At 53.0% G+C, this 14,290-nt stretch carries 8 protein-coding genes; 3 read left to right on the top strand and 5 right to left on the bottom strand.

The genetic code is table 11. The annotated features are described in order from the left end of the window. Positions 1-27 precede the first annotated feature (27 nt). The 5 genes from CIK95_RS09975 to CIK95_RS09995 all read right to left on the bottom strand — a co-directional run bounded on the left by CIK95_RS09975 (position 28) and on the right by CIK95_RS09995 (position 8,970). Positions 28-2,052, bottom strand: coding sequence for an alpha-amylase family glycosyl hydrolase (locus CIK95_RS09975; RefSeq protein ID WP_094466919.1), 2,025 nt, complete (start codon positions 2,050-2,052; stop codon positions 28-30). Between the two features lie 335 nt (positions 2,053-2,387). Then, complete coding sequence (locus tag CIK95_RS09980) at positions 2,388-3,275, bottom strand: DUF5115 domain-containing protein (RefSeq protein ID WP_094466920.1); 888 nt, start codon at positions 3,273-3,275, stop codon at positions 2,388-2,390. A gap of 30 nt (positions 3,276-3,305) precedes the next feature. Continuing rightward, the gene (locus CIK95_RS09985; RefSeq protein WP_094388705.1) at positions 3,306-4,190 is read right to left on the bottom strand and encodes a SusE domain-containing protein; all 885 of its coding nucleotides are present in this window, start codon (positions 4,188-4,190) and stop codon (positions 3,306-3,308) included. A 32-nt stretch (positions 4,191-4,222) separates the two neighbouring features. Then, complete coding sequence (locus CIK95_RS09990) at positions 4,223-5,836, bottom strand: RagB/SusD family nutrient uptake outer membrane protein (protein WP_094466921.1); 1,614 nt, start codon at positions 5,834-5,836, stop codon at positions 4,223-4,225. Between the two features lie 44 nt (positions 5,837-5,880). Next, the gene (locus tag CIK95_RS09995) at positions 5,881-8,970 is read right to left on the bottom strand and encodes a TonB-dependent receptor (RefSeq protein WP_254046228.1); all 3,090 of its coding nucleotides are present in this window, start codon (positions 8,968-8,970) and stop codon (positions 5,881-5,883) included. A gap of 230 nt (positions 8,971-9,200) precedes the next feature. On the opposite strand from CIK95_RS09995, the gene CIK95_RS10000 reads away from it, so the two are divergent. Genes CIK95_RS10000 through CIK95_RS10010 form a run of 3 tightly spaced genes read left to right on the top strand, consistent with a single transcriptional unit; the run spans position 9,201 to position 14,288 of the window. Next, complete coding sequence (locus CIK95_RS10000) at positions 9,201-10,232, top strand: LacI family DNA-binding transcriptional regulator (protein ID WP_094385831.1); 1,032 nt, start codon at positions 9,201-9,203, stop codon at positions 10,230-10,232. Between the two features lie 37 nt (positions 10,233-10,269). Beyond that, positions 10,270-11,580, top strand: a complete 1,311-nt coding sequence (locus CIK95_RS10005; protein WP_094466922.1) for an MFS transporter — start codon at positions 10,270-10,272, stop codon at positions 11,578-11,580. Positions 11,581-11,615: 35 nt separating this feature from the next. Then, positions 11,616-14,288, top strand: a complete 2,673-nt coding sequence (locus tag CIK95_RS10010) for a 4-alpha-glucanotransferase (protein ID WP_094466923.1) — start codon at positions 11,616-11,618, stop codon at positions 14,286-14,288. Positions 14,289-14,290: the final 2 nt, after the last annotated feature.

The raw sequence follows: 14,290 nt of genomic DNA on the forward strand, positions 1-14,290 counted from the left end.
CTCATGATGCTGATGCACCGCAGAGGTTTACCGTATCATAATCTTCTTGCCGCTGTTGATGTAAACGCCGGGCTGGGTGGGGCGATGGGAGTATTGGCGACCCTGCAGGTCGTACCAGATAGTGGGTCGGCGCTGGATGTCGGTGGTCACGGTGGTTATGGCGGTAGGAGGCTGCGGGGTCACATCGGTCACGTAGTAATGGTTCTGGCTGTCCTTGCTGGTGGCAATTTCGAGGAACGCGTCCTTGTTGATGTCGTACACGTTGACGGTCTGGGGAGAACCGCTGGCGGTGCTGAAGACAAATGAGAGCATGGCATCGCGCTTGGTTATACGGTAGGTGCGGCTGTACCACTTGCGCCCTTCTATAGTCTTAGCGACGGTGACGGCGTCGCCGGGCCACGTGCCAGTGGCAGTGAAGTTGTCGCCGTACTGGTCGTCCCAAGCCCAGAAGTTTACGCGGCTCCATCCCACGTTGTCAGCGTTCACGTTTATGGTGATGTCGTAGGGAGTGAAGGCCTCGGGAGCGCTTACCTCATAGGTGCGCGTGATGACAGCCGATACCGTGGTGCCTACGAGCAGTCCCACACTCAGCGTGGTGGTGCCGGCGGGGATGTCGACGAGCGTGCCACTTGCCGCCTTGCGGCTCTGCGCGGTGGGCGTGGTTCCGTCGGTGGTGTAGACCAGTTGCGCACCCGGCTGGCTGCTCACCGCAGTGAGACGAGCCTTCTGCACATCGTCATAGTGACCGGAGGGAAGGTCGACCCAAGCCACGTTGCTGCTGTTGCTGAGCAAGTAGCGATAGTGATATCCGCGCAGTATCTCGGTATAACCCGCCGGAGCCTGGTAAGCGTTGGCGCGCTGGCCCATCACGGCGTAGAGAGTGCCGTGAGCACCTTCGGTCTTGAGGACATTGCACTGCGTGGCTACATACTCGTTGAAGACGGTGGTGCTGGTATTGGTGATGCCAGCTATGTGGCGGGCATTAATCATCATCTTGATGTCTGTGGGGTATGCCTGCCAATGCTTGTAGAAGACACAGGGCGTGCCGCAGGCAGCGAGGATGTAGGCGTTGGCAGCAAGCGTGTCTTTGCGTATAGGGTCTTGCTGCTCCGTGCTGGATCGATACTCGGTGTCGTGGTTTTCCACAAAACTCACCGCATAGCGGCGGTAGGCAGCATCGCCGACGAGTCCGTTCTTTGCCCTGGCGCTCCAATTGGAAGCGATGAGGTCGCGCACGGCGTAACGCACGGGGAAGTCGAAGGCAGCCGATGTGGGCTCGCCGTTGACCTTGGTGGCATTTATCCAGGCCTTGACGGTATTGGCGTTGCCGTCCCAGTATTCGCCTACGGAGAAGCGAGGCTTGAGGGCGGTGTTGTAGATGCCAGTGAACATTCCGGCGTAGCCCTTGACCATGTCGTAACGCAATCCGGCGTAGCCGAAGTCGTTGAGCAGCATGTCGAGGTAAGCCTTCACCACGCTCTGCACGTTGGAACTGTAGTGGTCGAGGTCGCGCATGCCATCCCAGTCGTCGCCCGAGTCATACTTGTTGCTGAGACTCAGCTTAGGACTCTGGCCGACAGCCCAGTTGTAGGTGCTACCACCATCATCGTCGTGGCAGATGTCGGTAGAATACATGCGGTAGGTCGTGCCCTTGTATGTCTCTACAGGGAAGTCGGTCCAGCTGGTGAGGGTATTGCGGTGGTTGATGACCACATCGGCAATGGTGCCAATGCCCTTGCTCTTGAAGGTCTTGATCATCGAGCGCAGTTGGGTCTCGTTGCCAAACGAGCTGTTGTAATTGCTGAACCAGTAAAGGTCGTCGTAGCCCATGGAACGTCCGCTGCCGCAGTTGGCACTCTGCGGTATCCATACCAGACTGAAGTAGGGTGCGAGGTCATCGGCCTGGGCTTCGAGGTTGAACCACTTTGACGCGCGGTATGAATCCCAATAGAATCCTTGCAGCATCACGCCGTCGTAGTTGGCTGGCCAACCCTGTGCATGGATGCCTAATGTTGCCATAAGGGCAACGAGAGTCATGTAAAATGTCTTCATCTTATTCTGTTTTTAGTTACTATCAGAGCAGAGGGCATACCCATACTATCGTATACCCCAATTATGGTTGTCGGCGAGGTTAGTCCGCTTGCATCGCGCCGCTGGGCAACCCCTTTGGTTTATACTCCAAAGTTATCTCAAATTCCCCTATAAACAAGTGTGACAGAGTGAGAAACGTACAAACCAGTTGCGCAATCGTTTGCACGTTGGCGCGTCGCCAATAAAAAAAGAGACCACTCACGCCAAGTGAGCAGTCTCTTCCAATCTAACTTAAAAAATCTAAAGCCTTAACGAATCTATGTGACAAAATGTATCTATGTCTTAAGGATTTACAATTACTTTGCGATAGGGGTGAACGAGTAGGTGCCATCCTCGAGATTGATGGTTAACAGCAAATCTCCGCTCATCTTCAGGCATCCTGCACCTACATCATTCTTTGCGGTACGTCCAACGAGGCTTCCTTCGGCAGCACCGTCGCCGTTTTCAACCACACCATAGGCTGCATTGTCAGCGTCTACCCAGTTGCCATTTCGGAATGTAGACTCAGGCACAACCTTCCACCACCATCCGGAGGCAGCATCGCTCTCGCTGATGTTCACCTTAAGGGTGAATACGGGGTTGTCGTAGGGGTCGCCACTGTGGTCAAACTTGATGGCATTAGCTACCGACCATCCGTTGATGGTACCCAGCAGGTAGTAGTTGTTCTCGATGACGAGGTCGCTCGGGTAAGGAGTAACCTTCACCTGGGAGGCGCCCAGATAAGTGTTGGGGTCGCCTACGCGGACTACTGAAGTCCCGTCCTTGACGATGTAAGCGGCGTAGCGCAGGTAGAGCTGCTTGGCCTTGGAGCCGCGGCTGATAGCTGCCACATAAGCGTTCTGGAAGTCAGAGGCTTTCACGACAGCTGTGTCGGAATCCATTTCGCATACCAGGGTGCCGTACTTGGCGAAGTCGGCGGTCTTGCTGAACTGCAGCTCGTACATCATCTTGCTGCCAGCGGGGAGGTTCTTCACGCTTTCGGTGAAGAGCTTCACCTTGTTGTCCTTCATATATGCCTCCTGCAGATTGACTGCCTCGGGGACAATGCTCTTGAGCGTGATGTCGTCGACAGCAAAGGCTTGCTCCTGAGGATTAACCTGTGGCAGGGCCTCTGTCCAGTCGTCATCGCACGAGGCGAAGACGAGAGACAGGACTGCTATAAATGCTATTGTTGATTTCTTCATGATTATGTTCACTTTGACGTTACTGAAATGTTAACCTACTTTCTCGAATTTGACGGTCATCTTAGAGTCGTTGCTCATATTGACGGTAATCTTGACTTTTCCGCCAGCCCAGCCGGGCAACTGGTAGCTACCCTTACCCTTGACGATGGCTCCGTCGTAAATGCCGTTGGTCATACTGATGTCCTTGGGTGAGTCTTTCTCCTGGCTACCGTAAGAATCCTTGTCCCATCCAGTCAGAGCTGTGTAGAAACGGAACTGGAACTTATCTGCAGGAATGTCGAATTCTCCGTAATAGACCTTGCTGCCTACAGCATTGTCGTCCTCGAAGAGTTTCCAGGGTTCGTAGTGGGCCTTATTATCTTCGGAAGGACCAGTCCAACCCTCAGGTGCACCTACGAGGTAGATGTAGCCCGGCAGACGCAGAGCGAAGTAGCCCTTAATCTTCTCCATAGCCACAACATTTGAGAGGATGCTGGTGTCCTCGTACTTCAGGATTTGAGACCTTACGCGGAAGTATACCTTGCGGGCAGGCTCGTCGGTGTAGGTTTCCTCACTCGTGATGCCGCGCAGTTTGCAGATGGCTTCTGCTATCTGGCTTGCCTTCACGTTCAGGTTGCATGAAGTGTAGGCGTCGCCAAGTTCAACAAAATTAGCGAAGGTCGCATCGAGTGACACCTGCATGTAGTAATTGGCTGATGCAGCGAAGCCATAGTCGGCCTGCGAGCAAGTGAAGTTTACAGTGCCAGCCTCCTTGTCATAGCCAAGGTCTACGTATTGGTTGGCAGTAGCCGGTGTGTTCAGCACGAGCTTGGTAGGCGTCTGGATGACGGGGTTCTCCTCTTCAGGGCCGCTGCACGAAGCGGTGGCAAGCACCAGGCTGATGAAGCTGAACAGTATATAACTTAATTTTTTCATTGCTTAATCTGTTTATAAAGATTGATTGATGCTTAATAATTGGGGTTCTGCTTGAAGTCGGGCTGAGCAGCGATTACCAATGAAGGAATCGGGAATACGTTCATGTAGTCAGGAATGCTGGCACCCTTGTCTACATTGCCCTTCCATGACCAAGTGTACTTGCTGCCGGTAAAGAGTCCGAAGCGAACGAGGTCGGTACGGCGCACGTTCTCCCAGTACAACTCGCGGCAACGCTCGTCAATCATGTTCTGCTCGTTGAGGTCGGTCTGGGTCCATGCTGAAACGCCTGCACGCTCACGTACATAGTTGGCATATTCCACACCCTTGGCCTTGTCGGCAGCTCCACGCATTGCGCACTCGGCAAACATCAGATAGACATCGGCCAGACGGATGAGGGGAAGGTCGGTGTTGGGGAACTTGGTGATTTCGCCCTTCTTGAGGGTACCGTTGCTGCCGCGCAGCAGATTAGTAAACTTAACCACGCCATAGCCGTCGGTAAACTTAGAGAATGCGGTGTTCGCCTTCTTGAATCCGTCTACATCCTTCTTCCACATAGACCAGCGTACGTCGTTGGGCTCGGAAGCGAACTTGTCGGCAAATTCCTTGGTGGCGTGCATACAGCCCCACTGCTGGTTGAGTCCATAGTCCTCGCAGTTCATATAAGCGCCATCGTTGTCGACGGTCAGGTTGCTGATAGCTGCGCAGCAGAGGAAGGTGGTGCCTCCGTAAGGAGTGAGCTCAACGGCATCGTAGGGAATACCCCAAAGGATTTCGTTGACATCTGAGCCACCTGGCATATATACATCGTTGTCGCCGCAGAACAGATAGAGGTAGTGGTCTGCAAGACCAGAGCCCTTGAAACCTTTGCCCTTATGGCGTGCGATGATGTTCTCGCAGTGCTGAGCGCACTTGTCGTAGGCGGGAGTGCCGCTAAAGACGCCAGCATTGAGATAGAGACGGGCGAGAAGAGCCTCAACGCCGTCCTTGCCTACGCGTCCGTAGTGGGGTGTGGCATCAGACATGTTGGCAACGATGTCTTCCAACTCGCTGGCCAGCCATGTAGAAAGCTCGACGCGTGAAATCTGCTTGGGCTTGCTTCCTACGGGGTCTTCTTCTGTGATGAAGCCACCCATACCGAAGAGGTCTACGATATTATAGTAGCTCATGGCGCGCAGCGCACGGGCTTCGAGAGCCATATCCTTGAACTGGTCCTTGCCCTTGATGAGGCGCAGGAAGTCGTTGCAGATGGCTATCTCTACATACATACGGCTGTATGTACCGAAGATGTTGGCGTTGCCCTTACCCCATGTGTTGGTGTTAAGGTCGATGACGCCCTCGTCTTTCCATATCCACTTTGTCTCGTCGGTGGGGAACTCGTTGAGCATAAAGAGCGCACGTGTGTACTGTCCGGTACCGCCGTCGAGACCAGAGATATCTGAATCTCCGTCGGGACCGCCCTGGCCAGATACAGCCAAGCCAGAGTAACACTTAGCCAACACGGCCTCGTAAGCAGCCTCTGTCATGTTGCCGGCTGTGGTGGTGTTCGGATCATTGGGCTCAAGATCCAAATCGCCGATACAGGATGTGGTAGTCAGGGCCAGACCTGCAAACAATGCTGAAGCTATGATGCTTTTATATGATTTCATATTATTATAGTCTTTATTGTATTGTTAGACGCTTGTTGTATGATTTAGAAACTTGCCACTACACCGATGGTGAAGGTTGTAGCACGTGGGTAGACGTCGCGGTCGATACCGCTTGCCACCTCTGGGTCGAGACCCTTATACTTGGTGATGACAAATGGGTTCTGGACTGCTCCGTAGAGACGCAGACGCATCTTGTTGTCGAGCAGATAGGGCCATGTGTGACCCAGTGTGATGTTGTCGCAGCGCAGGAAGCTGGCATTGCGCAGCCAGTAGTCGCTCTTCATGATGCCTATTGCAGGATTGACGGTACCGTTGAAGTAGTAATCGGTCTGGATGAGGTTGTTTAACTTACCGTTCTTCCAACAGTTGTCAACGACAGCATGGTCTGACATGGCGTCGGCATAAACATAGTTGCCGATGTTGGCGTGCATTGCGATACCGAGGTCCCAGTTCTTCCAGTTGAAAGTAGAAGAGAAGCTCATTGTCACCTTCGGGTCTTTGCTGTGATATATGCGGCGGTCGTCGTCGTTGATTACACCGTTATTATCCTGGTCTACGTATACACCTTCCAGTGGCTTGCCGTCCTTGTCGTACACCTGCTCAAAGAGGTAGAATGAATTGATAGGATGACCAACGGCCTGTACCTGGCAGTTGTTTCCGTTACCCGAAGAGATGCCACCTGTCTCAATATATGAACCATCGTTGTTGAGCTTGGTAATCTTGTTCTTGTTGTAAGCCACGTTGTAGCTGGCAGTCCAAGAGAAGTCTTTGGTCACGATAGGACGTGCTGTGATAGAGAACTCGACACCCTGGTTCTTCAGTGTTCCGATGTTCTGGTTCATCATGTTGGTGGTAGACGAACCGCTGGGTACTGATACGTAGCTCAACAAGTCCTTTGACTTACGCAGATAGAAATCCAAGCTGGCAGAGATGCGGTTGTTGAGGAAGGCAACATCAACACCGGCGTCCCATGTAGTAGTCTCCTCCCACTTCAGTTTGGGGTCGTAACCCGAGGGGTACATGGTAGAGATGAAACCATTGCCGCTGAGTGAAGGATAGTTAGAGCCCTGTACAGACGATACGTATGTGGCGAGGTAAGGATAGTAGTTGTCGCCGATATCCTGCTGACCAGTGACACCCCAACTGAGGCGGAGTTTCAGTTCGTCCATCACCTTCTTGACGCTCTTCATCCAAGGTTCGTCAGTGACTTTCCATGCGAATGCCGCTGCGGGGAATACGCCCCAACGGTTTTCCTTGCTGAAACGTGAAGAAGCATCACCACGTACGGTGAATGTCAAGAGGTAGCGGTCCATCAGAGTATAGTTGATTCGTCCGAAGAATGACAGCAACTGAAGATGCTTAGCCCATGCCGTCTTGGCGGGGTCGGTGTAGGTAGTACCCTCACGCTGTGTACCCCAGTTGAGAGTATAGGTGCCGTCAGCGTTGAGAACAGGAGTGCTGAAACCGTCGGTGGTGAAAACAGTACCGTTGTTGTGGCCGTCGCTATAGAAGCGCTGCCAAGAATAACCAGCTGTAACATCGAAGAACGACTTGATGCAGTCTACCTGCTTCTGGTAGTTCATATAGAAATCGAGCAAGGTATTGCTCTTGAACTGCTCGATGTACTGGTGAGTACCGGCACCGTCGTTGCGCCATCCGTCCCATGCTGTAGGTGAGTTGGCTGCAGTGTAGAGGTTCTCCTTAGACTTGCTCACATCGTAACCGAGGTTGAGGTTGAAGTGCAGGTCGGGCAACCATTTCAGTGCATAGTCAATCTGCAGGTTACCGTTGCTGCGCAGTACTGTGGCCTTGTCGTCCTTGTCGGTAGCAGTGGCAATTGGGTTGTTTGTACCGTTGGTGTTGAAAGCCGCACCATTCATGTGAGAGTAGTAACCGTTCCAGAGCTTGTAGCCATCAATGCCACCCTTCATCTGAGCATTATTATAAATAGGTGCAGATGGGTCCATAGCGATGGCAGCTGCCACTGCACCGCTGTTGGTGAACTGGTTCTTTATCCAGTAGCCCTTGACGTTGGCCTTAATCTTGAGTCGGTGATTGAGGAACTCAGGAGTAAGATTGAAGCCCACGGTGGCACGATCCATGCGAGAGTCCATCAGAATACCATTGTTATTGGTGTAGCTGGCTGACACGCGATAAGGCAGACAGCCGGTAGTTCCACCCACGCTCAGGTTGTAGTCGTGAGAGACGGTGGTACGCAGCACTTCGTCCTGCCAGTTGGTGTTGAGCACGCCATACTTCTGGGCGTTGGCCTGAATATACTTAATGGGGTCGCTGTCAGCGCCAAAATGCTGTGTCAGAACTTCTGTCAATGCATCTGTAGACAAAGACTTGTAGGTCTTGCGGGCAGTGTTGACATACATATTGGCGGAGAAGTTTACCTGAGGCTTGCCCTTCATACCGCGCTTGGTGGTGATGATGATGACACCATTGGAAGCGCGCGAACCGTAAATGGCTGTAGCGGAAGCATCCTTGAGGATGGTCATGTTTTCAATGTTGTCAGGGGCAATCATCGAGAGCGGGTTGCCCATACCCTGTATACCAGAGTTGTCCAATGGCACACCGTCGATGACGATAAGCGGGTCGTTGTTGGCGTTGAGTGAAGAACCACCACGCACACGGATTGTACCGCCGCCTTCAGGTCCACCGGCAGAGGTTACGGTTACACCAGGAGCCTGACCTACCAGAAGGTCCTGAGCCGATGTAGCAAGTCCGGCCTGCACCTCACTTGGCTTTACCGTGTTGATAGAACCTGTAAGGTCGTTTTTCTTTACAGTACCATAACCGATGACCACCACCTCATTGAGGAGCTTGTCATCACTGGAGAGAGTTACGGTCATGTTGCCCGTTGCCTTGATGGTCTGTGGCAACATGCCCAAGAAGGTGAATGTAAGTTCTGTACCAGGGGCTGCATCGATGGTGAAGTTGCCATCAACATCGGTAATGCCTACGGCTTTACCTTTGACAGTGATGGTTGCACCCATGAGAGGTTCGCCCGAAGCATCTTTCACATGTCCCTTGATGGCATTGTTCTGCGCAAAGGAACTTGTTGCAAGGAGAAGACTGCCGGCAAGTACCAACGTCTTCAGAGGCAATTTGATTTTCAACTGCTTCATGTTTTGCTGTTTTTAGTTATAGATATATTATGTAAATGAAGTTCAGTAGTTATTGGGCTCATTTCAATCTGCTTGCAAAGTTAGGGTTAATCTAATCACCTTGTATCTTTTTTTTGCGAAAACTGCTACAATCTCAATGCAAACGATTGCACTACAATTTAATATTTTGTGCAAAGAAAAGCATTACACATTCGGGAATAATGACTAATTTTGCGACATAACTGAAAACCATGGCAGATAAGTCACCTATGACAATGCGAGACATAGCCCGCGACTTGGGCATCTCGGTAGCGACAGTCAGTCGTGCGCTCAACGACAGTCCCCGCATCAGCGCGTCACAAAAAGAACGCATCAAGGCATACGCGAAAGAACATAACTTTTGCCCGAATGTCATTGGTGAGGCGTTGCGCCACACCCATAGCCAGCCAATGAAGGTTATCGGCGTAATCATTCCTGAGTTTGTGCATTACTACTTTTCGTCTATCCTCTCGGGAATAGAAGAGGAAGCGCGTGCGCGCGGTTATCGTGTGATGGTGGCACAGAGCAACGAGCGTTACGACAAGGAGGTGGCAATCTGCGACGACTTCTATAAGAATAAGGTGTGTGGCGTCATCGTGTCGCAAGCCAAGGATACCAGACAGTATGACCACTTCCGCCAGCTTATGGACAATGGGGTGCCACTTGTGTTTTATGACCGTATCTGCACCGGCGTCAACGGTTCGCGAGTGGTGGTGGATGATTATAACGGAGCCTTTACGGCGGTGACCCACCTGATAGATACCGGCTGCAAGCGTATCGCCTTCTATGGCTCGCCGATGAACCTGGAACTGTCGAAGAACCGCTATAACGGCTATCGTGACGCCTTGGCCAAAAACGGATTGAAGATAGACGAAAAACTTGTGCGTATATGTGACAACCGCGCGCAGGCTGAGGCAATTACACCCGAAATACTCTCTCTGCCTGACGACGAGCGCCCCGACGCCTTCTTCGCCATCAACGACGACACCGCCATAGGCATACTCTACACCGCCAAACGCATGGGGTTCGGCATCCCCAACGACATAAGCATCTGCGGATTTACCAACGGCGAACGTGCCATAGCCTGCGACCCGATGCTCACCACGGTGGAACAACGTGGCGTGGTTGTGGGTGAGGAGGCTGCCAATATACTCATCAGCCAGGTGGAAGGTTCGCTGCCGCGTAATGAGGTGGCCATGCGTGTGGTGAGGACGCGACTGGTCGTGAGAGGCACCACCCGCTGAACGGATAAAAAACAGAATAACAGAAAACCAAATAACAATGACCCAAAAGCCTAATCTTTCATTCTGGAAACTCTGGAATTTGAGTTTCGGATTCTTTGGCGTACAGATAGCTTACGCCCTGCAAAGCGCCAACATATCGCGCATCTTTGCCACACTGGGGGCTGACCCCCACAACCTCAGCTATTTCTGGATATTGCCTCCTCTGATGGGCATCCTCGTACAACCCATAGTAGGCACGCTCAGCGACAGGACATGGTGTCGCTTCGGGCGTCGCATCCCGTACCTCTTCGTAGGAGCCACAGTGGCTGTACTGGTAATGTGCCTGCTGCCCAATGCCGGTTCGTTCGGTATGGCTGTCGGCACGGCCATGGTCTTCGGACTTATCTCGCTGATGTTTCTCGACACGAGCATCAATATGGCCATGCAGCCATTCAAGATGCTTGTGGGCGACATGGTGAATGAGGAACAGAAGTCGCTCGCCTACTCCATCCAGTCATTTCTCTGTAATGCCGGTTCGCTTGTAGGCTACGTATTTCCGTTCTTTTTTACGGCTCTCGGCATTTCCAACGAAGCCGCAAAGGGCGTAATACCCGACTCAGTCATCTATTCGTTCTATGTCGGAGCTGCCATACTCATCCTCTGCGTCATCTTCACCACGGCGAAGGTAAAAGAGTGGACCCCCGCGGAATACGCCGAATACAACGAGGCCCAGCCTCAGACAGAAAAGAAGTGCGCAGGCTGGATAACGCTTCTCAAGAATGCGCCGACGATGTTCTGGAAGGTCGGACTCGTACAGTTCTTCTGCTGGGCTGCCTTTATGTATATGTGGACCTACACCAACGGTACCATTGCCGAAACCGTATGGCACACCACCGACGTGGTTTCCAAGGGCTACCAGGAGGCGGGCAACTGGGTTGGCGTGCTGTTCTTCTGGCAAGCCATCGGGTCGGTGCTGTGGGCTATGGCGCTTCCGAAGTTCAAGAACGAGAAGCTGGCTTACGCCCTTAGCCTGATCATCGGCGGAATAGGCTTTGCCCTTGTGCCGTTTATCGGCGACAAGAACATGCTCGTACTGCCCTTCCTGCTCATAGGCTGTGCTTGGGCAGCCATGCTCGCCATGCCGTTTGCCTTTGTCACCAACGCCCTTGAGGGCTACAGCCATAAGGGCGCTTATCTCGGACTCTTCAACGGCACCATCTGTATTCCCCAGATTGTGGCAGCCCTGTGTGGCGGCCACCTCCTTCATCTCGTCGGCTCCCACCAGAGCCACATGATGATTGTGGCTGGCGTATTGCTTGTCTGCGGTGCCTTCTCTGTGGCAGCCATCAGGAGCAACAGGAATAAATAGTTCTCATGGTAATAATCCTATAACCCATATACACAATGACTATACACTTTCATATAGAATACCGTACTGCATTCGGCGAGGAGCTCTCGCTCTGCTTCATGGACAATGACGAGGTGAAGACACTTCGTATGACCACCATAGACGGAGTGGACTGGTGGTGCGACCTTTCGCTGCGTACATCCACCCCTAACCTTATATATTATTATAAGGTGACGACAGATGGCACTTTCGAGCGAAGCGAATGGCTGACGGTGAAGCATGTGCTCGACTTCACGTGTACCGCTGCAACCGAATACCACGTGTACGACCGTTGGAATGATATGCCTGAAGACTCGTATCTCTACAGTTCTGCATTTACCGACTGCATCAACCATCAGGTTCCGCAGCCTCTCAAGTCTACATCCTTTGCCCGCACGCTGCGTCTCATCGTACGGGCACCGCAACTCCGCGACGGAGAGCGTCTGGCAGTGATAGGTGCGCAGAAGGCTTTAGGCGAATGGTGTCCGGACAAGGCCGTGCCCATGACGCTTCACAACTACTGCGAATGGGCTGTCGACATCGACGCCGAGCAGTTTCGTGGCGAGCCGATAGAGCTGAAGTTTGTGGTAACAAACGCTTCCGGACACGTGATGATGTGGGAGTGTAGCAGCAACCGCACCATCGCCCTGCCCGACATGAATAAGGGCGCGATGGTGGTGTACAACTTGGATCAGGCTTTCTTTGAGATATGGAACCGCAAACTGGCAGGTACGCTTGTCCCGGTCTTCTCGCTCCGCACCAAGAAGAGTGCGGGCGTGGGCGACTTCGGCGACCTCAAGATGATGATAGACCTGATGGCGAAGACAGGACAGCGCGTGCTGCAGTTGCTCCCCATCAACGACACCACCATCACCCACACCTGGACCGACTCTTATCCCTACAGTTGCATCAGCATCTTCGCCATACATCCCCAGTATGCCGACCTTCGCGCTTTGCCCGAATTGAAGGACAAGGATGCGCGCAATGAGGCTGAAGCAGAGCGCCGCAGACTCAACGCCTTGCCACAGATAGACTATGAGAAGGTAAACGCCTTCAAGTTGGACTACTTAGGCAAAGTCTATCAGCAGGAAGGCAAGAAGATGATGAAGAGCGCACAGTTTAAGGCGTTCTTCCAGGAAACCCAGAGCTGGCTCGTGCCCTATGCCCAGTATTCATGGCTGAGAAACGAGAACGGTACAGCCGATTTCTCTCAGTGGAAAGACCATAATGTATGGAACGAGGCCGACCGTGCTCTGCTGTCAGACCCTCGCACTAAGGAATACCAGACTGTGGCTTTCTTCTATTTCGTTCAGTACGTGCTGTCGGCGCAGATGAAGGACGCCCACGAGTATGCCAGGCAGAAGGGCGTCATCCTCAAGGGCGACATCCCCATCGGCGTAAACAGATACAGCTGCGACGTATGGATGGAGCCCAAATACTTCAATCTTAACGGACAGGCAGGAGCACCGCCAGACGATTTCTCGGTCAACGGTCAGAACTGGGGGTTCCCCACCTACAACTGGGACGAGATGCTCAAGGACGGCTGCCAATGGTGGGTGCGCCGCTTCCAGAATATGTCGCAGTTCTTTGATGCCTACCGCATTGACCATGTCTTAGGCTTCTTCCGCATTTGGGAGATACCCCTCGACTGTGTATATGGACTGACGGGCCAGTTTGCTCCGTCGCAGGCTATGAGCCGTGAAGAAATCATGCAGTACGGGCTCAACTTCCAGGAGGAGCGCTTCACCCAGCCCTTCATTACCGATTGGGTGCTCGACCGTGTCTTCCACGGACGCGCCGACGAGGTGCGCAGCAAGTACCTGGAGCGCATCGACGGCGAGCGTTACTGCATGAAGCCCGAGTTTGATACGCAACGCAAGATAGAGGCTCACTTTGCCGGCGCAACCCTGCAGGAAGACCTCTGGCTGCGCGACGGACTCTATTCGCTTGTGAGCGACGTGCTTTTTGTGCGCGACCGCAACCGTGCCGATATGTTCCATCCGCGTATCTCAGCCCAGTTTGGCTTTATCTATGAGTCGCTCTACGATAATGACAAGCAGGCGTTCAACCGCCTTTACAACGACTATTATTATCGCCGCAACAACCAGTTCTGGTATCGCGAGGCAATGAAGAAGTTGCCCAAGCTGGTACAGGCCACTCGCATGCTCGTATGCGCCGAAGACCTCGGCATGGTGCCCGACTGTGTATCATGGGTGATGAAGCAGCTCAGAATACTCAGCCTCGAGCTCCAGAGCATGCCCAAGTCGCCCACTACGCGCTTCGGACATCTCAGCCAGAACCCTTACTGTTCGGTATGTACCATATCCAGCCACGATATGCCCACGCTCCGCCAGTGGTGGGACGAGGACTACGAACGTACGCAGGATTACTACAACTCTATGCTCTACCGCGAAGGCCCTGCGCCCCATCCGCTGCCAGGATGGCTCGCCGAGGATATCATTGCCCGTCATCTCGACTCGCCTTCGATGCTCTGCGTATTGAGTCTTCAGGACTGGCTTGCCATGAGCGAGCGCCTGCGTCTGCCCGATGCCGATGCCGAGCGTATCAATATCCCTGCCAATCCAAAGCACTACTGGCGTTACCGCATGCACCTCAACATAGAGGATCTCATGGCCGATGCCAAGTTCACCGACGAGTTGAGCACGCTCATCAGACAGTCTGGCAGATAACA

Source organism: Prevotella sp. P5-108 (assembly GCF_002251385.1).
Lineage (GTDB): Bacteria > Bacteroidota > Bacteroidia > Bacteroidales > Bacteroidaceae > Prevotella.

Bases quoted from the DNA above. Each gene is read 5' to 3' on its own strand.
- CIK95_RS09975 (WP_094466919.1), bottom strand. From the start codon at position 2,052: ATGAAGACATTTTACATGACTCTCGTTGCCCTTATGGCAACATTAGGC.
- CIK95_RS09980 (WP_094466920.1), bottom strand. From the start codon at position 3,275: ATGAAGAAATCAACAATAGCATTTATAGCAGTCCTGTCTCTCGTCTTC.
- CIK95_RS09985 (WP_094388705.1), bottom strand. From the start codon at position 4,190: ATGAAAAAATTAAGTTATATACTGTTCAGCTTCATCAGCCTGGTGCTT.
- CIK95_RS09990 (WP_094466921.1), bottom strand. From the start codon at position 5,836: ATGAAATCATATAAAAGCATCATAGCTTCAGCATTGTTTGCAGGTCTG.
- CIK95_RS09995 (WP_254046228.1), bottom strand. From the start codon at position 8,970: ATGAAGCAGTTGAAAATCAAATTGCCTCTGAAGACGTTGGTACTTGCC.
- CIK95_RS10000 (WP_094385831.1), top strand. From the start codon at position 9,201: ATGGCAGATAAGTCACCTATGACAATGCGAGACATAGCCCGCGACTTG.
- CIK95_RS10005 (WP_094466922.1), top strand. From the start codon at position 10,270: ATGACCCAAAAGCCTAATCTTTCATTCTGGAAACTCTGGAATTTGAGT.
- CIK95_RS10010 (WP_094466923.1), top strand. From the start codon at position 11,616: ATGACTATACACTTTCATATAGAATACCGTACTGCATTCGGCGAGGAG.